This window comes from Paenibacillus sp. HGF5 (genome assembly GCF_000204455.1).
In the GTDB taxonomy this organism is placed as follows: Bacteria; Bacillota; Bacilli; order Paenibacillales; family Paenibacillaceae; genus Paenibacillus_AQ; species Paenibacillus_AQ lautus_A.
Window position 1 is genome coordinate 1 of sequence record NZ_AEXS01000151.1, and the last position, 25290, is coordinate 25290.

19 protein-coding genes are annotated in these 25290 nt (G+C 53.1%); 2 read left to right on the top strand and 17 right to left on the bottom strand.

All coding sequences use genetic code 11. From position 1 onward, the window contains the following. From HMPREF9412_RS24055 to HMPREF9412_RS24100, 10 genes are all read right to left on the bottom strand, one after another. Positions 1 to 2697: VWA domain-containing protein (locus tag HMPREF9412_RS24055; protein ID WP_009594458.1), on the bottom strand; the 2697-nt coding region annotated here is incomplete at its 3' end. Then, on the bottom strand, positions 2681 to 4687 hold the full coding sequence (locus HMPREF9412_RS24060) for a vWA domain-containing protein (protein WP_009594440.1): 2007 nt from the start codon (positions 4685 to 4687) through the stop codon (positions 2681 to 2683). The genes HMPREF9412_RS24055 and HMPREF9412_RS24060, both read right to left, overlap by 17 nt. 260 nt (positions 4688 to 4947) lie before the next feature. Then, the gene (locus HMPREF9412_RS24065; RefSeq protein ID WP_009594412.1) at positions 4948 to 5895 is read right to left on the bottom strand and encodes a DUF58 domain-containing protein; all 948 of its coding nucleotides are present in this window, start codon (positions 5893 to 5895) and stop codon (positions 4948 to 4950) included. Further along, positions 5892 to 6881: an AAA family ATPase gene (locus HMPREF9412_RS24070; protein WP_009594450.1), complete on the bottom strand. Its 990-nt coding sequence runs from the start codon at positions 6879 to 6881 to the stop codon at positions 5892 to 5894. The genes HMPREF9412_RS24065 and HMPREF9412_RS24070 overlap by 4 nt, the downstream gene beginning before the upstream one ends. A 70-nt stretch (positions 6882 to 6951) precedes the next feature. Then, a complete protein-coding gene (locus HMPREF9412_RS24075; protein WP_009594411.1) occupies positions 6952 to 8643 on the bottom strand; it encodes a phage tail tape measure protein in 1692 nt (563 codons plus the stop codon). A gap of 34 nt (positions 8644 to 8677) precedes the next feature. After that, positions 8678 to 9625, bottom strand: a complete 948-nt coding sequence (locus HMPREF9412_RS24080) for an ABC transporter permease (RefSeq protein ID WP_009594439.1) — start codon at positions 9623 to 9625, stop codon at positions 8678 to 8680. Then, entirely contained in the window at positions 9622 to 10551 is a 930-nt protein-coding gene (locus tag HMPREF9412_RS24085; RefSeq protein WP_009594456.1) for an ABC transporter ATP-binding protein, read from the bottom strand. Before HMPREF9412_RS24085 ends, HMPREF9412_RS24080 begins: the two co-directional genes overlap by 4 nt. Continuing rightward, on the bottom strand, positions 10548 to 12908 hold the full coding sequence (locus tag HMPREF9412_RS24090) for a DUF7408 domain-containing protein (RefSeq protein WP_036673415.1): 2361 nt from the start codon (positions 12906 to 12908) through the stop codon (positions 10548 to 10550). The genes HMPREF9412_RS24085 and HMPREF9412_RS24090 overlap by 4 nt, the downstream gene beginning before the upstream one ends. Before the next feature lie 326 nt (positions 12909 to 13234). Continuing rightward, entirely contained in the window at positions 13235 to 14134 is a 900-nt protein-coding gene (gene purU, locus HMPREF9412_RS24095) for a formyltetrahydrofolate deformylase (protein ID WP_009594426.1), read from the bottom strand. Positions 14135 to 14266: 132 nt separating this feature from the next. Beyond that, positions 14267 to 15388: a deoxyribonuclease IV gene (locus HMPREF9412_RS24100; protein ID WP_009594452.1), complete on the bottom strand. Its 1122-nt coding sequence runs from the start codon at positions 15386 to 15388 to the stop codon at positions 14267 to 14269. Between the two features lie 125 nt (positions 15389 to 15513). Between HMPREF9412_RS24100 and HMPREF9412_RS24105 the strand changes: the two genes are divergently transcribed. Next, complete coding sequence (locus HMPREF9412_RS24105) at positions 15514 to 15987, top strand: DUF2621 domain-containing protein (protein WP_009594427.1); 474 nt, start codon at positions 15514 to 15516, stop codon at positions 15985 to 15987. A gap of 364 nt (positions 15988 to 16351) precedes the next feature. Further along, positions 16352 to 17095, top strand: a complete 744-nt coding sequence (locus tag HMPREF9412_RS24110) for a hypothetical protein (protein WP_009594459.1) — start codon at positions 16352 to 16354, stop codon at positions 17093 to 17095. A 600-nt stretch (positions 17096 to 17695) separates the two neighbouring features. Here the strand turns inward: HMPREF9412_RS24110 and HMPREF9412_RS24115 are convergent. The 7 genes from HMPREF9412_RS24115 to HMPREF9412_RS24145 form a co-directional block, all read right to left on the bottom strand. Next, positions 17696 to 19555 (bottom strand): DUF6382 domain-containing protein, encoded by a 1860-nt coding sequence (locus tag HMPREF9412_RS24115; RefSeq protein WP_009594444.1) that lies wholly within the window; start codon positions 19553 to 19555, stop codon positions 17696 to 17698. 12 nt (positions 19556 to 19567) lie between these two features. Then, positions 19568 to 20080: an A24 family peptidase gene (locus tag HMPREF9412_RS24120; RefSeq protein WP_009594453.1), complete on the bottom strand. Its 513-nt coding sequence runs from the start codon at positions 20078 to 20080 to the stop codon at positions 19568 to 19570. Between the two features lie 217 nt (positions 20081 to 20297). Further along, positions 20298 to 21218 (bottom strand): hypothetical protein, encoded by a 921-nt coding sequence (locus HMPREF9412_RS24125; RefSeq protein ID WP_083829997.1) that lies wholly within the window; start codon positions 21216 to 21218, stop codon positions 20298 to 20300. An 83-nt stretch (positions 21219 to 21301) separates the two neighbouring features. Next, the gene (locus HMPREF9412_RS24130) at positions 21302 to 23533 is read right to left on the bottom strand and encodes a TadE/TadG family type IV pilus assembly protein (RefSeq protein ID WP_036673420.1); all 2232 of its coding nucleotides are present in this window, start codon (positions 23531 to 23533) and stop codon (positions 21302 to 21304) included. A 2-nt stretch (positions 23534 to 23535) separates the two neighbouring features. Then, a complete protein-coding gene (locus HMPREF9412_RS24135) occupies positions 23536 to 24210 on the bottom strand; it encodes a TadE family protein (protein WP_009594431.1) in 675 nt (224 codons plus the stop codon). Then, the gene (locus HMPREF9412_RS24140) at positions 24203 to 24394 is read right to left on the bottom strand and encodes a Flp1 family type IVb pilin (protein ID WP_009594415.1); all 192 of its coding nucleotides are present in this window, start codon (positions 24392 to 24394) and stop codon (positions 24203 to 24205) included. Before HMPREF9412_RS24140 ends, HMPREF9412_RS24135 begins: the two co-directional genes overlap by 8 nt. Before the next feature lie 20 nt (positions 24395 to 24414). Continuing rightward, positions 24415 to 25287, bottom strand: coding sequence for a type II secretion system F family protein (locus HMPREF9412_RS24145; protein ID WP_009594436.1), 873 nt, complete (start codon positions 25285 to 25287; stop codon positions 24415 to 24417). Positions 25288 to 25290: the final 3 nt, after the last annotated feature.

The following is a 25290-nucleotide window of genomic DNA, read 5'->3' on the forward strand; positions in this document are numbered from 1 at the left end:
GGGCGGGGCCTGCGGCGGCGGCTTCGCGGAGCTGCCGCCGTAGAACTGGGCGGCGCGGGCTTTGCGCGCCGCCAGCCGCTCGAGGCCGCCCTGCTCCGCAGCCTCGCCGGCAGGGGCCGGCCGCCTGCGGAGCAGGGCGGCCATCCGTGCGCCGATGGCGCCCCATGGCAGAGCCAGGCGCCGCACGGCGATGTCGGCGACCCACAGCAGCAGGGCCGCCGCCAGCAGCGGGTAGCTCCAATCATGGAGCTGCATCCGCGAGGTCGCCTCCCGGTCGAACACTTCGGCCGGGTCATCCCAGGATAACACGCGGCCCCCGGTCGCTTCGGCCAGCCGTTTCATCGCTTCCTCGCCGCTGCCGGAAGATAGCCGGTATTCCGGCGAATACGGCACCACGAAGCCGGTGCCCGGCGCAGCTTGCAGCGGCTCTTCCCCGCTCGCGTCCTCAAGGGACATGAGGAAGGCTCCCGGCTTGGAGACGTTGACGAGTCCGGTATAACGGCCGGGCGCCTCCTGAATGAGCTCCACCGTCTGCTCGCCGGCCTCGTCATCCCCGATCACCGCATTCAGTTTCTCCGGCGGATTCTCCCCATTGGCGATGACCTGCAGCTTCACCTGGTTGCCGGCCGTCTCGGTAGTGACTTCATAGGGCGACGACGTAAACTGCGGGAACGTCCACTTCACGATTTCGGTCAACGTATCGGCGAACCCGGACCACGACACCCACTCCTTGGACCACTTCCCGCTTAAATCGCTCGTCCATGCCACCGTCCGGCCGGATCCGTACTGCCATCGCGACAGGATCGGGTCCGGCTCCGGACTGGACAGAACCGTCTGGGCCGAAGACTTCGGCGTTGCCGCGACATAACCATACAGCCCCGGAACGCCCTGCTGGAACAAACTCGCCCAATCGCCCGGGTTCTGAACGGCCGGGACAAAGGGTTTATCCACGATATAGGATTTGGCCAGCATCACGGCCTCCCGGCTGAATACCGCCGGCAGCGTGGTTTCATCCTCAACGAAATAATAACGGCCCTTGGCCGCATCCGCCAAGGATTGAAGCAGGTTGGTGTCCGCATCCATCCCGACCGCCACGGAAGACATCGTGATTTTGTTCTCCACCATCGTATCGGTCAAATCCTGATATCCGGAATTCATCGCGGACTGACCGTCGGTCATGAGAATGATATGCCTGCGCTGGGCGTCAATCTTCAGCATTTCCTCCAGCGCCGAGGAAACGGCAGGATAGATATTGGTCCCTCCGGCGCTCGGAATCGACTGGATGCTGCTTAGCACCTCTTCCTTATCACCGAGCTTCTGCGGCGGTACGACCCACCACGGCTGATCGTCAAAGGCGACGACGCCGACCGTGTCCTTGGCTCTCATCAGCTCCACCGTGCGCATGGCCGATTCTTTGGCCAATTCGATCTTGTTGCCGTCCATGCTGCCCGAACGGTCGATGACCAGTATGAGGCCAAGCGATGGAATCTCCCGCTTGCCTTCCAGCTCCATCGAGACCGGCAGCGCCTTTTCGATCGGGGTTTTAAAATATCCGCCCATCCCGAAGCTGTCTTCGCCGCCCGCCATCATGAACCCGATGCCAAAGCTACGGACAGCCTGCTCGATCAGCTCCATCTGTTTGCCGCCGACGTCGCTGCCGGAAACGTTATTAAAGATGATGCTGTCGTACACGGCATACTTGGCCGCTTCCAGTGAGAGCAGCTCCGGCGGAATCACTTCGGTGCCGATCATGCCGGACTCGAGCGCTGCCGTGATATTGCCCGACGTGCCCGGAGTTCCCTCCACGATCAGCACGTTCGGCGGACCTTCCACCCGGGTAAAATCGAATGCCGCATTATTGGCCGAGGCTTCATCCCCGTCCATGAAGATTTCGGCACGGTAACGGTGGAGCCCCGGGTTCTTGGCCAGGCCCTTCACGGCGTACCGGTTCTCGCCTGGCGTTACATCCACGCGTTCCCGGCCGATCTCTCGGTTATCCTCGTAAATGCGCAGCTCGCCTGAGGTCTTGAATGTGCTGCGAACCATGACCTCCACATAGAACGACTCCGCCTGATACAGCTTGTCCGGAACCTTCAGCTCCTCCACGGCAGCATCCTGGACGGCCTGCCTCGGAGTCGGAAGCACGTCAACGGCTATCCCCCGATCCTTCAGCAGCCTTCCCGCCGCCGCCATGCTGCCCACATTCTCCTCCCCGTCGGAGATCAACACGATTCGGGAATCGCTCTTGCCCTCAAACAGGCTGCCGGCCAGCTGAAGACCGGATTCCAGCCCGGTAAACCGCTGCTCCAGGAGCGCGTTCAAGGAAGCGCCCGCATTCTCCGCAGGGGATAGACGCCGCTCCACGGCGCCTTCAAGACCCGTGGAAACAACGGCGGTGCCATCCTTCTCGCCTTTTGCCGCAAGGGAATCGTTGATCCAGCTCGTGATCCGGGCCGAATCCCCCATGCTGTCGGAACGGTCAGCCAGATAAATGACCTGTTTATCCCTGAGAACGGTAAAGCCATGCAAACCCGAAATCATAAGGATTAATAATAGAATGACACAGGTTCTAAAGAATAAGGCCAGTTTTTTGCGAAAACCGCTTAATCGGAAATCCGATTTGTAGGCATAGTACAGAAATAAACCTGCCGGAATCAGCAGCAGCAACAACCATGGTTGGCTAAATTGAACGCCCACGCTGGTACACCCCCCATTCCGCTGCGATCACAGCCAGTGCCAAAGCGGCCAGCCATGGCATTAACGAGCCGGCACGGTTCGTCTTTTCGTTACTCCCGGATGTGCCGGAATCAGCTCCCGCTTCAGACTCACCCGCGTTCGTTGCCGCTTGGCTTACCGGCGGGCCTTGATCCTTGCTCCAATCCGCCTCGTACGGGTCTGCAGTTACAGCAAGCCAATAATTAAGCTTCTCGCCCGCTTCATTCTGCTGTTCAAAAGCGTACAGCCCCGGATATTCCGGCACAAGCTGTACCGGAGATATCCCTTGCTCATTCCGGAGGACTTCCGCAGCAGAGAGGCCGTCATCCAGAGCAAGACCGCTCTTGGGGATCCATTTGGCCGCTACCGTATCCGCTCCAATCGGAATATCCGCTTGCGCGCCGGCCATATATCGGCCAAGCCCGCTTCCCTTGCTTGAGGTCATCCACTCCAGCGCATTGCTGACCATGACCGGAAATTCCGGCGATAACGGAAGGTCGCTATCCTGAAGAAGGAAATTGAAGGATAATCGAGGCCGTCCGTTTTCGCTCCCCGCATAGACGATCGGTTGATCCCCCAGCTTAATGACGGGTTCCCCCCAAGCAGGGGCCTGATCCACCAGCGTACCGAAATAGACCCCGGACAAGGTGACATAGGCAGTCACCGGATGCTTGGCAAGCACGGCGCGTCCTCCTTGGTTGCCGACTTTGGCATCTTCTCCGCCAATCGTCCATAACGGAGTCTTGGCCGTCAGATCCGCCCACTTCCCTTGCCGGAACCCTTCCGGCACGTTCCCGTCGATGACAAGCAGATCAAATTCGCCTTCGGGCACGGGCGGCACATCCGCAGCTGCGCTGCCCTTTCCCGCCTCCATATCCGCACTGCCGTTGTCCTCGGCGGTCTTATCTTTGGATTCGTCCAAAGCTACCCGGGTGACTTCGGCACCGCTCAGCTGAAGCGCCTTCTCCAAGAACAGATTGCCTGAAGTCAGCAGCAGGACGCGCGAAGATCCGTGCCCCAAACCGAACGCAAAGGAATGATTGTCTGCCGTATACCCGTCATCCTGAGATAACTCAAGTCGGTACACTTCAGCAAACGGCAGATCGGAAAAGGATTCGGTTAATCTCTTCCCCGGCTCCAATTCAAGCATCCTGCTGGTCAGCAGCTCTTCATCTCCGTAAAGATTTACTTCGGCCGATACAGATGCCTCGGCATTCGTGCTGAGGACGGCGACCGCCGCATATGATGAATCCGCATTATCTCTAGGTGAAATGCCGAATTGATCAATGGACACGTTATGCGGGAGCTCGCCCTGCACCTTCTCAACGGAAACCGGAACCTGAAACGCTATGGGGGCCGTGTCCGGCTTCCAGTAGCTGTCCGTAAAGATTACGACCTCTGCATCATGTTCTTCCCGCGTCAGCGCCGAAGCGAGCGATAAGGTTTCCCTGTAGGACGCCTGTCCGTAATAGGGACGTAAATCATCCACGGCCTTATCGATGGCGGCACGGTCGCTTTCATGGGATACAAGCGTCATGGGACTTGCTCCTACGGACAGCAGGGTGATCTCGCTCCGTCTCCCCCGGTCCTTCACATATTCCTTAATTCGTTGCTGCATCCATTCCAGCCTGGTTGCGGCTCCGCCTTCAGCGGACGGCTGCATCTGCGCGCTCATGCTGCCCGAGGTATCGGCAACGATGACCACATGGGCGCTGCCTCCGCCGGACACCTGCATAAAGGGCTGCATCAGTGCGAAGACCATCAATGCCGCAGCAAGCAGCTGGAGCCACAGCAGAAGCCGGTTCTGCAGCTTCTGCCACGGCCTGTTGGCCTCCAAGTTCCGGAGCACCCGCTCCCACAGCAAGTGGCTGGGAACGGTTGTATCCACATATTTCCGCTTGAACATATACATGAGCACGATGGCCGGCAGCGTTAAACCGAACCATAGACTCAGCCAAGATTGAATCCCCAACGTGTCCCCTCCTTACTCCCATGGACCCTGACTAACGAGACATGCCTGTACTTTCCCCGAGCATCGGATGAAGGCCTATCCATCTCTTCCTATTTTTCGAACCAGTTTTCAGCTTGTTCGTTTCTTGAGATCACAGGCAGGTCCTGGTGAAGCCTGTTAAGCAATCGCTTGTGTATCATCTGTGTTATCCTGTCGACAAACCTCCGAAAGCACAAAAGATCCGGCAAATGCATGGACAGAGCCTCTACAGGAGTCCCGCTCTATCCAGTAACCAGACCAGCTCCCGCAAGCACCCCGAACATCGCGTCCGTAAGCGGCATATCCGCCGGAATGAGCACGTAAGACATGCCCCGTTCCGCGCATACGCGGGACAGCATCGTCCGGTATCGCTCCAGCTCCTCCTTGTAAGCATCCAGCACTTTGCCCGTCAGCGCCACTTCCTTGCCGCTCATCGTTTCGCTGTCCACCAGCCGCAGATCGCCGGATAATTTAGGCTCCAGCTCCTCCCGCGACAATACATGCACCAGCACCACTTCCTGTCCGGTACCGGACAAAAGGGAAAGCGACCTGAACAATTCCTCCTCGCCGCCCTCCAGCCAAAAATCGGAGAACACCCAGGTCATTCCCGGCTGCCGGGGCAGTGCGCCAGGAACCGCAAGCGCTGCGCCCAAGCTGCCCTCGCCACCCGTTTCTGCCCCTTGCAGAAACGAAAACAGGCGATGAGCCGAGCCCTTTCCTCTCATGATCGGAAGACGGGCGTTAATCGAACGGCTGTAACAGGCAACCTGCAGCCTGTCGTAAGACGACAACGCCATGTAGCCGATGCTTGCGGCGAGTTGACGCGCTAGCAGCCATTTAGAGCTGCCCTTCGTTCCCGCCGGATCGGCGGCGCTTGGTTCCGTAGGCGATGACATGACGGCCCCCATCGATGCGGAGCAATCCACGAAAAGGCTCACGGTCAGCTCCTGCTCGTCCATGAATTGACGAACGAAGGCTTTTCCCGTACGGGAATAAACGCCCCAGTCAAACCTGCGGACATCATCCCCGGGCGAATACACGCGGTAATCGGCGAATTCGAGGGACGAGCCGAGCCGGCGGGATCGCCTCTTTCCCTGCAGCGTTCCGGCGACCCGTCGTTTGGCATCCAGGCTCAAGCGCTCCAGACGAGGAAGCCATTCCGGAGGAAGCAGGTGCGCGCCCCCGCTCACGCGGATGCCTCCAGCGCTTGCAGAACCTCCCGAATGACATCGTCCGTGGTAATGCCGAGCGCCTGCCCCTCGAAATTCAGGAACAAGCGGTGGCGCAGCGCTGATAAAGCCACGGCGCGAATATCGCCCGTGGATACATGCATCCGCCCGCTGCACAAGGCCCGGACTTTGCTTACCGAGATGATGGACTGAATGCCGCGCGGTCCGGAACCGAATTGGACGTATTTACGGACAGCCTCCGGTGCGGCCGCCTCCTCCGGATGCGTCATCATCAGCAGACGAACCGCATAATCCAGAATCTCTTCGGCAACCAACACTTCCTTCGCCCCGCGCTGGATTTCCAGCAGCTCGTCCCCGGTCATTTGCCGTTCCACCTGGAATTCGTGTGAGGACGTCGTCCGCTTCACGATTTCCTTCAATTCGTCCGCGCTGGGATACGTTACTTCGATCTTCAGCAGAAAGCGGTCAAGCTGGGCCTCCGGCAATGGATACGTCCCCTCGTTCTCCAAGGGATTTTGCGTGGCCAGAACGAAGAAAGGCTTTGGCAGCTGATGGGTTACGCCCCCCACGGTGACGGTCTTCTCCTGCATCGCCTCGAGCAAGGCGCTCTGGGTTTTGGGCGTGGCGCGGTTAATCTCATCGGCCAGCACGATGCTGCTGAACAGCGGACCCTTTTGAAAGGTCATCCCGGTGTCCCCATGCTGTCCGAACGACAGGATATTGGTGCCCGTTATATCGCTTGGCATCAAATCCGGCGTAAACTGTATGCGGGAAAAGGACAGGTCCAACGCCTCCGAAACGGTGCGGACGAGCATCGTTTTGCCGAGACCCGGAATCCCTTCCAGGAGGGCATGGCCCCCCGCAAAGATACACCAAAGCATCTGCTCCACAACATCCTGCTGTCCGACAATCACCTTGCCGATATGTTCGCGCAGGCCCGATATTTTCTCCATCCATTCCTGTGGTCTCACTGCAATATCCGACATGGACGAAACCTCCATCTTCTTGGTAAAGTTCAAGTTCTCATTCTAGCCTTGGTGCTCGGCTCTTCGATCCCTACGGGTTCGGATTGATCTGTATGAAATATTCCTCCACCAAACCTTGCATCTGGTCCGGAAGCTGATTGCGGTCTAACGTTTTGCGTGCTTCGGTCTCATAATCGCGGTACACTTCCTCATAAGGCCTGGACATGCCCGGAACCGTCGGCGATACGCCGCCCTTCTGTATATCTCCGCCGCTGTCCTTGATCTCGCCGGAATCGTTCTGCACATTGCCGCTGCCCTTATAATCCCTAGGGATGGTCACGAGCTCACGGCCGCCTGAGCCAAGACCGGCTCCGCTGCCCGTGCCGCTTCCCGATCCGCCGCTGCCGCCCGATCCGGAACCTGCTCCTGAGCCCGAGCCGCTTCCCGATCCGGAGCCGCTGCCTGTGCCGGAGCCTTGGCCTTGACCTTGGCCTGCACCGGAGCCGCCTTCACCTGGAGCTCCCTCCGAGCCCTCTCCTTGTTCGCCAGAGCCTGCACCGGAGCCGGCCTGAGCCAACGCCTCGGCACTGCCGCCGTTACTCCACGCATCGGATACCGACATCCCCGCAGCCGCCATCTGATCGGCCAAGCTCAATCCTTGCGAAGCAAGGGAGGACGCCAGCGAGGACGCGGACTGCGACTGGCTGTCCGACGCGGCTTTGGCTTGCGCTGCTTTCGCCAGCTCCTCGGCCAGCTGCTGGAGCGCTTCTTCCAGCTCCTTCGGCAGCTTGCCCTCCTTCAGCGCATCGGCCGCTTTTTTGAGCTCCTGCTCCAGCTTGCCGTCTTCCATCTGCTTGGCAGCTTCCTCAGCCAGCTTTTTCAAAGCATCGGACAGCTCGTTCTTCTCTTCCTGGGACATCTTCTTCACCTGCTCGGTGAGTTTCTTCATTTCCTGCTTCAGCTCATCGGCCATGCCCTCGGCAAGCTTTTTCCCCACCTGGGACAGCGCCTTCTCCTGCTGCATTTGCTTAGCCAGCTCCGACAGCGCCTTCGCTTTTTCCTCCTGCTGTTTCGCCAGTTTCTCCAGCTCTTTCATGGCTTCTTCCAGCTTCTCCAGCGCTTGCTCAGGATGCTTCTCCTGCTCCAGCGCTTTTTTCAGTTCATCCAGCTTTTCCTGAAGCTTTTTTCGATCGGCAGGATCCAGCGTTTCCTTCTGGAGCTCCTCCGCCAGCTGTTCGGTTTTGGCTGCCTGCTCCTTCATCCAGCTCTGCGCCTCTTTGGCAGCCTCCACCTTCTTATCCATCGGGTTCGGAACGAACACCAGGATGAGTACGGCAGCAAGCGAGGCACCGCAGATCAGAAGCTGTTTTTTTCGGCTAGGGGAAGGCAGACGCTCCGGCAGACGTTCCGCAAAACGCGCACCGTAACGCTCCGCCTGCTCGCGCTGCCATTTGGCGGCCAACGATTCTTCCTCCTTGAACGACAGCGCCGTCACCATCATATCGCTTCGCTCCGCTCCGTCCGGAACATGGTCCATCGCTGAAGCCGCTTCTTCGATCGGCACCCGATGCAGCCAACCCCATAACAAGCCTATGAAGCCCGCCCCCACGGGAACGGCCACGGATGCGACGGGAAGCCAGGCTATAGGCACGAATCTCCCAAGCACCAGGAGCAGCAGCAGCGCGGCCAACCCTGCCATAAGCCCGTATAATGCATACGTGATGACGCGGAACTGCTGCAGCCGCCGTCTTGCGGCTTCGATAAAACGCATGATGTTGTCCATTGCTCTCACTCCTTACCGTACTCCTTGCATGATGTTACGCTTCGTTCCCCGCGGTTTCCGGCTCCTGCGGCAGCTGGGTTTCATTCTTATCCTTGCGTTTGCGCCTTGCGACAGGACGGATATTCCGTACGGCAACCCACAGGGCTAGAACGATCACCACCGAATACACGATGAAAAATTCCAGCCACAATTCGATCGGCGCTTTGCTGTTCAGGCTTCCTCCGCGCAGCAAGAACGCGTCCTCCGAAAAAGACGGGTTGAACAAACTCATCATCGCCCCGGCCGGGTTCAGGCCCAGCACATAACCGACCCAAGAATAACTGCCCGGTACGATCGGCTGCCCGCTTTGATACATATTCCGCTGTTCGATTCCCATGAAGAACAGATACAGCAGGCCTGTAACAAGGAATATGATCAGGCCGGCCCCGTAGGTGACGATAATCGCGACGATGGTTCTTTTGAATAACGTGGAGAACATCACGCCGAGCGAACCGAGCAGCAGCATCACGAATAAATAAAAGGCAAACACGGAAACGAGCTGCTTCGGCGAAATCCCGCCGTACAGGAACACAATGCTGTAGATCGGCAGCGTAGCCAGCACGATCAGCGTCATGAAGCTGAGTGCCGATACCAGCTTGCTCAGCACGATCGTAGCCGAGCTCTGCTGCGTCGTCAGCAGCATGCTCAGCGTTTGCTTCTCCCGCTCGCTGCTGATGACGCCCGCCGTAAGCGCAGGGGCCATGAACGCGATAAGGACAAGCTGGGCAAAACTCAGGACATAGAACATCATCTGGCTCATCTGCGGATCGAATCGCTGAGGCCCCTGCTGTCCCAAATATAAGAAGAGATAAATGAAGCCCATGGCTATGGCGCCTAGCGCCAATACATAAAACAACACCGACAGCATGGAACGCGTAGAACGCATCCGCAGCCGGAATTCCTTGTCGATGACCGGATTGATCAGCTTTCTGCTCCAATTCATTCGCGGGGCCCTCCTTTGGTAATTTCGAGGAATACATCCTCCAGATTGCTCTGCGCTTCCTGAAACGAGACAATCGGAATTTCCCAGGAAACCACCTGCCGAAGCAGGGCGCTTTGCTGCGCGTCATCCCCGCCGTAATGAACATGGACGCCGGTGTTATCCGTTAATACCGACGTGACGAAGGGTTCGTCACGCAGTTTCTCGGCCAGCTCCTCTGCACGCTCCAGCGTGCGAATATGAATGACTTTTTTTACGCGAAGACGGCTCTGAATATCGGCTACCTTGCCTTGGGCAACCATCTCGCCGTGCTCGATTACCCCGATCTCATCCACCATCTCGGCCAGCTCAGGCAAAATATGCGATGAAATGATGATGGTCTTGCCCATAAGCTTCAGTTCCTTCAATATTTCGCGCATCTCGATCCGCGCCCGCGGATCCAGCCCCGAGGCCGGCTCATCCAGGATCAATACCTCCGGATCATGCACCAGGCACCGGGCCAGGCATAAACGCTGCTTCATCCCCCGCGAGAGACTGTCAACGTACGTATCCGCCTTGTCGCTCAGATTGACGAGCTCCAGCAGCTGCGGAATGAGCTGCTCCCGCTCGGCGCGCGGGATGCCGTAACTTGCCCCGTAGAAATGCAGATATTCTGTAGACTTCAGCTGATCGTACACGCCGAAGAAATCGGGCATATAACCGATCCGCTTGCGGACCTCTTTGGGATGCTGGGTCACGTCATAGCCGCCGACCTTGGCAACGCCCGAGGTAGGAAGCATCAGGGTAGCCAATATGGACATCGTCGTGGATTTGCCTGCTCCGTTAGGACCGACAAATCCGAATACCGTCCCTTTTTCGATATGAAGACTGATGTCTTTCAGCGCATGGAACGCTCCGTATCTTTTGCTCAGATTTCTAATCTCGATCATTGAGTGGCCTCCCCCTTCACAGACAGCTCCGGCATCATAAAGTTGGTCTGATCCTTGGCGGTGATCATGAATCGGATCCGATTCCCCACGATATACTGCTCCGGATTCTGGTTAATGGTATGCACATTGTTCGCGTCTGTAACAGGCTCCCATTCGCTCTTCTTCGAGTTCCAGATCTCCATCGTGACATTGTTGTTGAATTTGGTGCCTTTGATGGACAATTCGGAATACTTTACTTGGCCTTCGGATATGAGCGGGAATTCGGCGATCAGACTGCCTTGTCCCATTTCAACCCCGTGCGGATATACCCCGAACATCGGCGAATTCACCTGCGATATCTCCGGAGACAGGAAGCCGTAAGGAATGTTGATTTCCCCGTTCAGTCCCCAATCCATTTCCACCGGCTGTATCCAGAAATTGAGCTGATCACTGTCCACCTCGGCGCCTTTCAGCGTATAATTCGTCAAATGGTCTTTGCTCCATCCCAGAATGTAAGCATCCTTGTTGACCATTCCCTTCGAGTATCCGTAGTTGGACAAAATGTCGCGCTCCCGCTGTTTCGGATCATTCTGCGAGTATGGGTACAGCATCCCGGACAAGTCACCGCCCGTAAATTTGATGATTTGTTTCGGATCCTGAGGAATGGCTGCCGCCTCGCCTTTCTTGATATCTCCCAGCTTATAGGCACTGCCTCCGACAACCAGCACCACCTCGGTCAAATCGTTAATGGTGTCATTGGTGATCTTGCCGTTTAATCCCCCTTTGGCATCCAGCTTTAAATTCATGCCCAGACGCCCCATCTCCTCCGTACCCTGATGGTCCACCCAAACCTTGGCCAACGACCATTGGGACATGTCCCGAAGCTCCAGCGTCGTGGACTCCTGACCTACCCGGACAAAACTTTTGTTCTCGGCGGTTCCCCCAAACGTGTTCCGGGACTGCCCCGTTTTCAAATACGTATTCTCCCCAAACTCCAAGGCATAGTTCCCGCTTCGAGGCGTGAAGAATGCAGAAGCAGTCGATTTCACCGCATCTCCCTGGCCATTTAGTTCAATCAGATTGATGGTATGCGCGAGCTCGCGCGTCTTGTCCGACGAGCCGACCGCATAGACGGAAGCGCTCGCGATGACGGCAATGATCGGAATCAAGAACCACGCCCATTCCCGCTTGTCCGCCTTCTTCAATATATAGTAGAGCAGCGGTGCGACGACGACCGCATAAATAATGAGCATCCACAGCAGCAGCGTGAAGGAAGGCATCTTCAGCGACGGGAAATACTCCAGAACATAATTCAAATTGTCCATGAGCGAATTGTAATACATGCCATTCTGCGAATTCATCATCGGCAGGTTATTGCGCAGTACCGATGCCCACGCGTCCGGATGGCCTGCCCAAGAGCTTACCGGCTCCATCGCCAGATCGTAAGCGGCATATTGAACGCTGCCCTGGCCATAAGCCTTCGAGGCAAACAAAGGTTGTCCGTCCGCGGCAATCCCGATTTGGGCGCCTTCCACCGCTTTCGCCGTAGAAATGGTAAATGGCCCATCCAGTTTCAACGGTTTCCCGCCAAGCTTCTCCAGTTCATCCAGCGAGTTCACGGTCGTGGTGCCATTCGCAGCGACCGGCGATATGTCGGCAAACGGCGCCGCCGTTTTGGCATACCCCGCGCCCCCGGCCAGAACCAGGGTGCCGCCGCCATTGACCCAATCCGTAATCGCCTTTTGTTGAGGCTCTGACAGCGTATCGGATGCATAATTGTTCATTACGATGACATCCAGCCCGTTCAGCAGCATCGCATCCGTTGGAACGCTTGCGTCCTTAAGCGGGAACACGTTCACGCTGCTGCCTTTGCCGTTCAGGACGTTCATGAAATTCATCGTGTCCGGATCATCGGATAAAACGGCCATGAGTGCGCCTTGATACGGAGAAGCCTGCACGTAATTTTTGCCTGTGGCAAACGGAACCTGCTTCCCCTTCGTATAAGAACCTTCATAGAAAAGGATTTGGTTATTGTCTTTATTCAGTACGGCTCCCGGAATGCCGATCACGACTTCCTTCGGCGTATCCTTCGGCAGGTCCACCTGCTGAACATAAGAAGTCTGATACCCGAAGCCGTTGTAGTTCTGAATCTGCACGACCACATCGCCGGATATATCCCGGTCGCTCGTTAGGGTGAGTTTGAGCGGGTTCCATTTCTCATGTTTGATTTTGCCTTGGTAGCCCATTTCGGATTGAATGCCAATCTTCGCTCCGTCGGCGTAGACGTTTCCTGCCGGAATCGACAGAGATAACGTTGCCACAATCAGCAACGCCACCATCGGCAGCAGCATCCACGTTTTCTTTGTATAAAACGACAACTGATGATTCCCCTCTCCGCATATAAATTGCTGTTCAAAGACAAACAATACATAGGTTTTAGAAGATGTATGTAAAGACTCTCTTCACAAGCTCAACTATATTGACGAGTCGAATTTATAAAAAGTTTGACGTTAACTTCCATAAAAAGCTCCACGGAACCATTTTTTCAGCTTTTGGCAAGAAATTAGCGTTATTACTTAAGTCAAATATAAAATAAAATCCCGCTCCAAGAAGAGGAGCGGGATCAAGGGGTAATCCATTGCAGCGTTAAAGTGTCAGGCTGCTCCATTATACTCTCTATGATGAATCGTCGGAATGACCGGGACTAGCTGAATACAACCGTTTTATTGTTATGGACCAGAATCCGATCCTCCACATGCCATTTGACGGCTCTTGCCAACACCACGCGTTCGATGGTACGTCCGATGCGCTTCAGCTCATTGACGTCGTCCCTGTGGCTTACGCGCTGCACGTCCTGCTCGATAATCGGTCCGCCATCGAGCTCTTCCGTTACGTAGTGGGCGGTTGCCCCGATAATCTTGACGCCGCGGTTATATGCTTGCGCATAAGGCTTGCCTCCGACGAAGGCTGGGAGGAAGGAATGGTGAATGTTGATAATCCGGTTCCGGTAATGATCAATAAAGGTTGGCGAAATAATCTGCATGTAACGCGCAAGGATGATCACGTCGATATCATCGCCGATCACGTCCAGCTGACGCTGCTCCGCTTGAGGCTTCGTATCTGCCGTAACCGGAATATGGTGATACGGGATACCAAAGGATTCCACGTATTCCTTCATATCCAGATGGTTGCTGACCACCAAACCGATATCCGCATCCAGGTCGCCAGCCTGCCATTGCCACAACAGCTCTACAAGGCAGTGATCCTCTTTCGAAACAAAAATCGCCAGGCGTTTCTTGCGGGCGGCATGGTAGATATTCCATTCCATGCGGAATTGATCGGCTACTTCCCGGAAGGATTCCTCCAACTGTGGAAGCTTCGTGTTCAAGTCCTCCAGATCGAACTCAACCCGCATAAAAAACATGCCGCCGGCCGGGTCCATCGTATATTGGTCAGACTGAACGATATTCGCGCCATGCTGGTACAGGAACTGGGATACTGCTGCCACGATTCCCGGTCCATCCGGACAGGAGATCAGCATGCGGGCACGATTAGGGTACTGACCTGCCGCAGACGGCAGGTCCTTCTTGATGTGAATTTCCATGAGACTCGGTGATCCTCCTTTTAAATCTGCAATGAACATGAACGGCACCTCTCAAGAAAAACAATCCGCAGCATGCGGACGTTTTCTTGAGAATGCCTCAGTTTCTTACTAATATGCCATTTCTAATGAAGCTTAGGATGACAGGGAAACACCCGACAACCAAGCGATCAGGCGCTGATTGATCTGCTCCTCCGACAGGTCGGACAGCAGGCCGGCCGCCATGACCATATCGTACAGGCGCTCCATCGGTTCGCGCGGATCGGCCTTTTTGGCTTTGGCATCATTCTTCAGCAGTGTCCAGGTATCCAGTACAAATGAACGGGGCTCGATGCCTTCCTTGGCAAAGAAAGCACCCAGCTCTTCCACTTGCTGCGTGAAAGCTGGACCGAAACGGCCCTCCACATCCCCGCGCAGAAGCGCAATCTCGATCTCGTACATCGGACGCTGGGTTTTTGGATCTTTACCGATCCACGGCGTTTCGAGAATGAACGGTCTGCCCTGGAGCTTCTCGTGATGAACCACTCTCTGAATGGCTTCATACCCGATCCATCCGGTTCCAATCGGCGTATGACGGTCTTTGCCTGCTCCGCGCGGGTTCTTGCTATCGTTCACGTGGACGACCGTTAAACGGTCGAGTCCGATCAGCTTGTCGAACTGCTCCAGCACGCCGTCCAGATCATTCACGATGTCATATCCCGCGTCATGAATATGGCAGGTGTCCAGGCAAATGGCCAAACGGTCGTTGTACTTCACCTTATCAATAATGGAAGCAATTTCTTCAAAGCTGCGTCCCATTTCGGTACCTTTGCCGGCCATCGTCTCAAGCGCAATCTTCACTTCGGTCTCATCCGTACCGCCGAGCACTTCATTAAGACCTTCCGCAATTCGGTCGATGCCGTATTCCGCATCCTTGTCGGTATATGCGCCGGGATGGAGAACAATGTTCTTCACGCCGACCGCATGCGTGCGGCGAATCTCCTCCTGCAGAAAGCTCACCGCCAGCTCAAACGTATTGGGCTTGTACGATCCGAGGTTGATAATGTACGGCGCGTGGACCACGATTTCTTCAATCCCGCTTGCCTGCATGGCGGCTTTGCCTTCTTCGATAAACATGGAGTCGATCGGCTTGCGGCGCGTATTTTGCGGTGCGCCGGTATATATCATGAACGAGCTTGAGCCGTAAGACGTGGCTTCAGCCGTCGCAGTCAGCAATCCCTTGTCCGAAAACGACACGTGGGAACCAATTTTCAACATGCTGCATCCCCCTTTTTTAACACACAATTACACCTATTTTAGCTTGTATATCGAAATAAATCTAGAAATGCGTTATAATTCTCATGAAAGTGTCATGTGACAATAATCATTGAGGTGATATACAGATGAAGAGCACAGGGGCCGTCATGGGCTATTTGTCGTCCAGTGCGCCGCCGTCATGGTTCATGAACTCCATTGCCTTCTGGGGATGGGTCATGCTCGGGCTGATGGGCATCGGCGGATTTTTCATGTTCCGCAAGTTTCTGAAAGTGCTTCCCAAGGCCGACGGCAAATCGAAGCTCGATTGGCAAAATTACTGGGTAGAGCGAAGCCGCCCGCTGTGGACGGATGAATCCAAAGCATTTCTGGACGAGCTGGTGCAGCCTGTTCCGGGACCGTTCCGGGATATCGCCAAACACTCCATTGCAGCCGAAATCGGCAAAATCGCCGTCGAATCCGGCGCAACCGAAGTCACCCGGGATCACTGCATCAAAGGTTACATCGTGGCTACGCCGAAGCGGGATTACAAATTCCTGATGAATTTCCTCCAGAAGAAGGAAATCGACTATAAGCCTTATCAGCATTTGATCAATAAGTAATATGTTCTGGCCCCCTTCTATAATTGTGAAGGGGGCTTTTGATGTATTTCTGTGTACCTTAACATCTCAGTTTCCTCATATCGTTTGTAACCTCCGTCTTTCATATAACCCCCATTAATAGTATTAGTTCTGAACAATTGAGTGATTTAGACAATCCCATACAGATTTATTATCCATTTTGAATTAGATAGTTTTTTTGTCTCATCTTGCATAAACAAGTATGAAATATATTAAATAAAAGGATAATTATATTATTTGTTCCATATAAAGTGTTTTAATGGTATATTATTACATATGAATCGTGTTACGATTTGAATATCCGGCCGGATTTCAAATAAATCACTTTTTATAGGAGGATTTAATCTTGTTTAAAAATAAAAAAATGATTAGTCTATTCTTATCTTTGATTTTGTTGTTTTCAGTTGTTGCCCCGGCGTATGCTCAATCCGAAGAATGTGATTGTGAATCTACAGTTGTCTACACTAATGCCGAGAATGGAATGTCGGTTGTTGAAGTAAAAAATAATAATGACGGTAACACTCATTATGCTACAGTTTCTTCGACAATTAGTATAAATAGTGAAGATAATCTAGCTCTTCTAGCAAATAATAATGAATCTGTTGTTGTAGAAAGAACATATTTTCAATTTGAGAAAAATCTTGAAGAAGCTATAAAGAGTGCTAATTCTGCTCCCGTACTGGGGGAGATTGGGATTCAGAGTGGGTTTTGGAAAGGAAGTAAAATCGAAAAAATTTGGAGCGCAGTCAAGGGGTTTGGATATAAGGTTTATATAGCTGCCGGTGATGCAGGCTATATCATAGGGTTAGGAGTAGCTGCCGTCGGTGCATTATTTGGTATACTAGCAGCCAAAGCTATAATAACAGCAGGTTTTGCTGCTGCGATCACCGCAATTGTTACCGGTCTGATACTCACTGCTTATCAAGTAGTAAGAGATGAAGACATGTCCGTCACATTTGAAATGTACGAACGTGATCTGGTAAGATCCATAGTTTGTCTTACTGTTGGTGATGAAGTAGGAAAAACAACAGTAAAAAATATACTTATGCATTTCTTCTGGCCGCGTGATCTACCAACAAAATGCTTCTGAGTTATGATGAAGACTAAGAATAAGGGAGTCAACTATGAAGGCACTAGTACGTACTCTTCCGGTTCTCATTTTGATTATTTTAGCTATGGTTTGTATATTTTGGATTCCTAATTTATTTAAGAGTTGGGGCCTATCATCGAAAGGTATACTGTATGTTCAGCTAATTATTCTTGGGACATATTTGGTTGGTTATTTCACTTCTGAGATCACTTCATATTTAATTAAAAGATCAAACTAGATTGATTTATAAAGGGATCATCAAAGCGATGATCCCTTTTTCCTAGTGCTTTGGTTTTCATCAAGACCCGGGATTCACCTATCACTCATCCTTCGATAAGATAAATATCTTCTGTCGGCTTTAATCCTATAGCTTCAAACACTCCTGCTGCCATTCTTCTGAATGATATACTTGCTAGAATTACTGGATAAACACGGTTTTGAGGACGACTAAGTAAAAAAATAGATCTAGTAAAAATAAAAAACCAAAGGCCCCTCTAAAAATTAGGGTACACCTTTGGTTTTCTGAAATAATCCGAATTCCCTCTAAGCTTCATAGAATAATAGCTTCGTAAATCTTACTTCTACTATAATAATCCCGTATTAATATAACCCCCTGCGAAGGGTAAACGTCCATCCGGCAATAATAAAGACATCCCCTTCCATCAAAGGGTATTCTTTATAGGGCACCATGGATTCTCCCTTCAACATCGTACCGTTTCTGGAACCTAGATCCTTCAGGACGTATCCACCGCTTTCGCGAGAGAGCTCGACATGTGCCCGTGAAGTCCCCACACCTTCAGCTACGAATTGGGCGACGTCGGGAGAGCGGCCGATGATGAAATGGGGCTGATGCAGTTCAATTCGCTGCGGGACGGCTGCATTCGGTTCGTTAAGCTCAAGATAGTCCCTGGCCGAATGTTGTCCGGGCGGACGAACAGCGGTCTCTGGACTTAACAGCACGGTAGCTCCCCCACCACCAGAGGACGAAAGCACCTCCGTCCGTTGGGACAGCTGGGAATAATAATCCCCTTCTTCCCTATAAGAATCTCCTGCCCCAGCGTTAGGCGAACGCGAAAAAGCATGGTCCCGCAAAGACTGTAAAGAAGATCCCGCTGAAGGCTGATCCCGCTCAAGGTTAAATGGAGATTTAGGAACCTGCCATCTCCAATGCTCTCTCCCCTCACCAAGCTCTGCTTCTGCCGCTTTCCCTGAATCCGCTGCTTGTTTTTCAGTAAGAAGTCCTGATAAAGGATCTGCCTCAAAACGCGGGACGGACTTCCACTTGGCAGGCTCCTGCGGACTCAGCTCTGTGGATTCAAACACGGGCAATGAACCGGACCAATCCTCCGCTCTCCGTGAGAGCAGCCGGAGTTTGCCCGTGTAGCCGAGCCAAGCGATCACGGCAAGCAGAATTGTAATCCCTACCGATAGCCCCAGCATCAGCGGACCCGGTTGATTCATGTACAACATTCTCCAAGCTCCCGCTGCGGCGAGCAAACATCCTAGCAAAATATAGGTCCGAACCGGCGAAGATTTGCCATGCTCCGCTTCATCAAGACTTGAATCATCTGTGCCAGATGACCACGCGGGAAGAGCTGATGGGGTTCGACCGGCGTGAGAATTACCTTCTTCGTTTCTGCCGCTTTTCCCAAACATCTCGTTGGTACGTTCCGTCAGGCTTCGAATTAAACTCTGTTTATCCGTGTCGCCGTCATTCTCCGTCTGCGATGCCGCACTCCGGCTGTGAGCCGGCCCTGCAAATGAGAAGGCAGGCCTGAAGACGCTGCTGTTTGAGGGATTATCGGTATAGGGCAATCCTTCATTCAGACGTGCAGGCACTGCCATCTTCTCTTGCGTTCCTGCTTGATCGCTTTCACCATCTTCTCCTGCAAGCAGTTCAATGACAAGCCGCTTAAGTCCCGGCAAACTGAAGCTCTGTTCACTGCAGAAGGACATCAATGCTTGTATCCCTCCTCCTTTCAGCTCCGAAACCGATAAGAGAAGCCTTGTCATAAGCTCCTTAAGCGTTACAGAGAGACGGTTACTGCTGGTCTCATTAACGGCAAGGGGAACATAAGTTAAATATAATGTGCCAAGATGCAGGGAACCTTCAACAAACAGAAAATCCTCATGAAGTATGTAATTCTCGGGTTGAAGCATATATAGCCTGCTGTCCTCCAATGCGGTAGCAATCTGCAGCAGCAGCCCGTAGTACTCGGTCAACGTCATGCGCTCGCTCTTCAATGCCTGAGACAGCATCTTTTTGCCGGTGATATCATATTCCAGTGTTACTTTGTAATCGACTTCTTTCATATGCAGCTTCAAAAAGTGCGGGATTCTCGAAGAACGAATCATGCCCAGCTGCACATGATTCAGTTCTGCTGACTGGATCCCTTCATCCCGGTCCAGCACCATGATCGTTCCGCCGTTCTGCATAAAATCCGCCTTTAATCCGAACATAAGCGCCGCCTCCTACATGTGCAGTACTAGATACGTGTTGATCATGCCAGGAAGGACAGCCATCATAAAGGGAAATCGCAAGTGCTCCTCCTGGCTGTTGCGCCATGGCAACCAGCTCTTCATGACAAAAACTCCGGTGATACTGCCGACGACATGGCGTATTCGCTTCATCGTCTCCCGCCGCCAGAGCAGAATGAGCAAACCGATGGCACCGGCAAAAAGGACAGAATACATAATGCCCTGCAAGGTAAACCACAAGCCGGTCCAGGCGCCGATCCCACCGAACAGCTTAACGTCGCCTGCTCCTACAGCCCCTATAAAATACATGATCAATAAGATGAGAAACCCTGCTCCAAGACCCTTCAAAGAAAAGAGCAGGCCTTCCCACCCATCTAGAGCGCCATGATAAACCGGACCGGACAGCATTGCCGATACGGTTAGAGCATTCGGTATCTTCATGGAACGAAGGTCTGTAATAAAGGCCGCAATCAGATAAACGGCACAAATACCAAAGGCAACGGCCACACGCATCACTCCCCTTGCGCGACTATTCAAAGAAATAGCCTGAATAGAACTTTAACTATGGATGCACAACGAATTGCTTCTATTGGAAAGACTTTTCTTGGATATTTCTTTAGAGCGCTTCATTAGATTGCCTTTAGATTGCAAATTCTGGGCGCCTCTATAATGCGATTCATCTTTGGAACCCTTTAATTCATAATTTGTGCTTTCGAACCTCTCATCAACCCGACCGCGCGACCACCGTAAACGGCACCTCGATCCGCTGCCCGTCGGCCGTCTCAACCACAAACAGCCAAGTCCCCGGCGTTGTATTAAATCCCACGTTCCATTCCCAATCGATATAGCCGTTACTATCCGCGGTCTTCCAACCCAAATATTTAGCCGTGCTCTGGCCGCTCTTATAATAGACTGATAATTGAGCGCTGGCCCCTGGTTCTACTTTCACCTTCACCTTAGCCTGCTTGCTTGCGACGGCCGGATTCGGCTTCTCCAACAGCTCAATGGCTCCGTTCTCTGAGCCGTCCCCGTTCCCTGAATCGCCCCCGCCTTCTCCGGTGTCTCCAATCCACAGCCTCTCCTGAGCCTTCGCTTGCAGCACGATGCGTTTGTTCAAGAAAGGAACTCGGATTGGAAGGGCATAATTCACCTCAATGCCAAAATAAGGACTCGTGCCGCTCTTCAAATTGGGTATGTGAACATTGGACACATGGATTCGGTCATAATCCAGAAGGCGGTCAGGCATGAACGGCTTCATCATCGGCTTGACCACGGGATCAAGTACGGCTTCCACGGCTTGGTTCTTAAGCTGCTGCAGAGGCTCCTCACCTGAAGCGACGGCTTCCGTGATCCACTCCTTAGCAGGAGAAGGAAGCGAGTCGCTATATTTCGAAACCCAATCGGACAGCGACAATTTGGGTATTTCCCAATGGGACGTGCTAGGCGTGCCTACGCCTGTTCCGTTACCGCCTGCATTCGCCTGCACGGCTAGAGAAACAGGATACATATGGGCCGCTACGGTTTTGACGGTATCGGAAACGGTGCTTTGGAGCGCCGTCGATATCAACGTCATCTGCACGATATATATAAGAAAAATGACAAAAAACATAAACATCGGCAGCACAAGCGCAGCTTCCACGACCATGCTTCCTTGCTCCGCCGACGCCTTACTCTTACGCAAAGGCTTTCGTAATACCGATAAACATTTCATTCAAGTAACCCCTAATCCTAATAGGAAAAATCCGCCTTGCGCTTGACCAAGTACCGACTTCCTTGAACTTCATCCCCATCGCTTCCGAATACAACGCCGATCGACTTCGTCACTCCCGGAAGAAACCATAAACGCATGGCCGTCCTAACTTCCCCTGTAGCATAAGTAAATCGCTCCGCAGGATTGATGCCGGTGTTTAATCGTATCAGCGCCAGCATGCGTGATAACTTCTTCTCGTTATTGCTGTGAATAAACAAAAATATTCGTAAATGATCCCTGTAGGTAAGCTCAGCGGGTACATACTTGGAAAGCTGAACGCTTCCCTTCTGACACAGCTGGATCATATCCTCGATAGCCTTCTCAATCCCATACAGGATGGCTGCCGCCAAAACCGCCAACGGATTTCCTAATTTGCTGTTGACGACGAATCCTTCCATCGTCCGAATCGCGAGCCTGGAAGCGAAGATTTCTGCATAAGCCGCCGATATATTCCCGGCGGGATTGTGAAATCCGTACAGAATGTATTCCACTTCCTGGTTCCCAATAGCAAACTCCTGCAGCATCTCCTCTCCCGTGCTGGAGCCGTCAACGATTCCGGATAAGTTCCCGACATCGAAATGCTGATAATAATGAACGGCGTACTCATTCTGAAACAGTTCATCCCTAACACCGCCAAGCACGTTCCCCATAAATCCAAACATACCGTCCATATTATCCATTGCTTGTTTGCCGGCATCATACGGATCGTCGTCCAGCGGCTTTCCCTTACTCACGCTGTCTGCTTCCGCATTAAATTGAAGGCTTTCGTCATAGTACTGCTGGAGTTCACGAAACTCATCCATAATGGCTTGATGCTGCCCATTCAGCCCGTTGATCGCCTCGATGGCTTTGGATGCCTGCTTCAGCTTCTGATTGGCCAGCTTCTCCATCGCCTTCCGTTCCTTATCCGATGTGCGAAACTGCTCCAATGCCGCCTGCTGCCGATCCATGATATTTCCGCTGCCTGATACCCCATAATTAGAAATATAATTCTGCAATTCGCGGCTAGCTCCGAGTACGGCTCCTTTCATCCCCTCTCCGCCCAATGAAGACTGTAGCGCGGCCACAGCTCGGACAACCTGTTGATATCGACGCTTCTGGTTGTCAATTTCTTGCCGAAAGCCGTTTAAGAAGTCATCGCTATGAATTAATTTGTCCGCTTGCTTCCGAATGGATTGGATCATCTCCGCTTCCGATCCGGAGGAAGCAGCAGACCCCGGCGTTACGTCATTCGTCACTTGGTCATACCCCACATTAGATGAACGGTTCTCGGATTCCTTGATGACCTGCTTCATCTCCTCGTTCAAATTCCTGGCTTCCTCCCATAATTGCTGCGCATCCGCTAGGAGCTTGTCATTCTCTCGCTGAAACCGCCCGTCCTCTCTCGATATCTTCGAGCCGATGGAAGACACTCCGCTCCTGTAAGCCACGAGCAAAAGCGTATACTGTTTCTCCTTGGGAGGCCTGTCCGCGTCCTCCTGTTGTTTATCTTTATAATCCTCATACTGCGATGCCCCGTCGGCAGCCGTTTGGATGCTGCCCCCAAGCGAAGTATCATTGATCGGTTGTCCAGGCGGATCCATAACCAGTCTCGATAGCTGGATCGCATGCTCACCTGCCTTGCGCTGCTTTGCCAGCATCTCATCCAGCGCCGCTTCCCGCTTGTCATACAGCTTGCGCAGCTTCTTAAGCACATCGACCGTATTGGAAGCTTCCTTCATGGACCGTGATAAAGGTTTGAACTTACCCACTAATTCCAAAGTGAAATCGATGGGCGCTTTATACTTCATGTCCTCGATGATCTGCCGGTTGAAGATGTCATAAGTGCCCAATGGACGCTGAAATTCAAGGCCCGAGCTATCGAGTTCCATCGCCATTAACCGGAACGCGTCGCTGCGGTCTCCCGGTTTCAAGCTGTCATTCAGCACGTTGCCCATAATGAGATCCCCACTGGTGCCCCCATGGGCATACAGTCCGTATTCCTTCTGCAGCTGCGGATCGTAGGATGACATCACGGAGCGTACTGCTGCTCTTGTCAGCCTCTCGCTTTGCGCCTTCATGGCCGCGATACGCGAGAAATCAATGAATATGGCTACAAACATAAATACGGCTGCCAGGGCGATAATCAAAAAAACAGATACAGATCCATCGGACGATCGGCCGACCTCTCTCCTTCTCCGACTAGACCTCGCTTTCCCATGCTTCGTCATGACTATCGCGAACCTCCGAACTTTTGTAGAACTTCACCTGCGGCTGCCTTATCCGTTCCGTTTCTCCCGCCTTGAAACTTCGATCCGTAATATCGCATCAAATCCACCGTGCGGATAAATTCAACGGGATCAACCACAATCGATTGTGAGTTGACCTTGATCCGGCCGCCATCGTCCATCATTCGGCTGATTGGCGTCAGAGAGACCTGCTCGTTTAACGACGTCGTTACTTTTCGTATGAGCAGCTGATTCGTATAACGCATCTCCCCAGCCATGCTGGAAGGCACGGCCGTGCCGCCCTTGGACATCTTAAGCTCGGGCAATTTTCCGCCCTCAGCCTCCCCTTGCGGCAGTGCAATCGACCTTGTACTGTCTCCCCCCGCCAAACCGAATAAGGTTCCGACAACGTTATCGTCGGTTAACCGCCAATATAACGCATCATGGCGTCCCTGTTCCACGGATCCCGAGGCAGCGATCTTATGGCTGTTGTCCCAGCTATACGCGGTCCTTTCGGAAGCCGCGGCCGACGCCTGGACCAGTATGGACTGCTGATAGATATACAAGCATAGGAACAGAAGCAAAACCGTCACCATCAGCACGATGGGAAGAACCAGGGAGGCTTCAACGGTGAAGCTCCCCGTATCGTCCTTCCATCTTCTCTTTAGCCGATTATTCAAGGAACTCCTTACTCTTGTTGTTCACGTTTTTAAACAAGTTGTTCACCAAGGCCGTAATCTGATCTTTAAATATAAGCGCGATTATCAAAATAACGACGAGGATCAGGATCATCTCAAGCGTTCCGATCCCTTTCTCATCCTTCCAAAAAGCTTTCATCCCGTTCTTCGCCATGTTTAATATCATATTTCGTACACCGGTCCCTTCTACATGTTCATCATCATAAATGCAGGCGCTCCGAGCAAAACAATCACGATCATGAAGATGACCACCATTGGCAGCACCAGCTTTGAGGAGGCCTGCTCGCCCCTTGTTCTTGTAATGGCCTTGCGCTTCTCCCACAGCACGCGGGACAAATCCCGCAGTGCCAGGACAAAGTCATTCCCGCCGCGTCGAAAATTAAGCAGGACGGTTGTTGTAAATATCGATACTTCCTGAACGCCGCACCGTTTATTGAACTGCTCGAAGGCTTGCTGGAACGGATGGCCTCCCTCCCATTCAAGCACCATTCTCTTCAGCTCAGCATACAGGGGATGGCTCGTGTCCTTGTTCCGTTCCACGCAATGAATGATCGCACGCTGCACCGTCTCGCCGGCGCCGACAAGCAGCACAATCTTGTTCAGAAGCTCCGGTAGCTCCATCACGATATCCTGCTCACGCAGCGTGACCTTTTTATGGAGGTCCTTCACCAAAGCGACGGGCAGCAATGCCCCCAATGCGAATCCAGCCAGAAGTCCGATTACGTCCCCGGACAGCAACGACCACAAGCAGCCGCCGATCAAAATAAGCCATGTATACGCAAGGGCCTCAGCCATAAATAACAACGTCATTTCCGCGCTGTGCCGCAGACCATGGATCTTCTGAACGGAGCCCTGCATCCGGTAAAATACAATCGGGAGGCGCATCGGAACCTTCCCCCGCTCCAACAGGAACAACAGAGGCGGCGCTAACCGCTGAAGCCTGAGCCCATCCATGGACAATCTTCCAAGACGATGGTATCGTTCGCCGCACGTTTGATTCAGCACCACCCAACCACCCACGAGCAGAACCATCAGCGCGCCGGACATCCATGTCAGCATCCC

Bases quoted from the DNA above. Each gene is read 5' to 3' on its own strand.
- HMPREF9412_RS24080 (WP_009594439.1), bottom strand. From the start codon at position 9,625: ATGAATTGGAGCAGAAAGCTGATCAATCCGGTCATCGACAAGGAATTC.
- HMPREF9412_RS24075 (WP_009594411.1), bottom strand. From the start codon at position 8,643: ATGGACAACATCATGCGTTTTATCGAAGCCGCAAGACGGCGGCTGCAG.
- HMPREF9412_RS24085 (WP_009594456.1), bottom strand. From the start codon at position 10,551: ATGATCGAGATTAGAAATCTGAGCAAAAGATACGGAGCGTTCCATGCG.
- HMPREF9412_RS24125 (WP_083829997.1), bottom strand. From the start codon at position 21,218: ATGGTCGTGGAAGCTGCGCTTGTGCTGCCGATGTTTATGTTTTTTGTC.
- HMPREF9412_RS24140 (WP_009594415.1), bottom strand. From the start codon at position 24,394: ATGATATTAAACATGGCGAAGAACGGGATGAAAGCTTTTTGGAAGGAT.
- HMPREF9412_RS24115 (WP_009594444.1), bottom strand. From the start codon at position 19,555: ATGTTCGGATTAAAGGCGGATTTTATGCAGAACGGCGGAACGATCATG.
- HMPREF9412_RS24130 (WP_036673420.1), bottom strand. From the start codon at position 23,533: ATGACGAAGCATGGGAAAGCGAGGTCTAGTCGGAGAAGGAGAGAGGTC.
- HMPREF9412_RS24145 (WP_009594436.1), bottom strand. From the start codon at position 25,287: ATGCTGACATGGATGTCCGGCGCGCTGATGGTTCTGCTCGTGGGTGGT.
- HMPREF9412_RS24070 (WP_009594450.1), bottom strand. From the start codon at position 6,881: ATGTCGGATATTGCAGTGAGACCACAGGAATGGATGGAGAAAATATCG.
- HMPREF9412_RS24105 (WP_009594427.1), top strand. From the start codon at position 15,514: ATGAAGAGCACAGGGGCCGTCATGGGCTATTTGTCGTCCAGTGCGCCG.
- HMPREF9412_RS24100 (WP_009594452.1), bottom strand. From the start codon at position 15,388: ATGTTGAAAATTGGTTCCCACGTGTCGTTTTCGGACAAGGGATTGCTG.
- purU (WP_009594426.1), bottom strand. From the start codon at position 14,134: ATGGAAATTCACATCAAGAAGGACCTGCCGTCTGCGGCAGGTCAGTAC.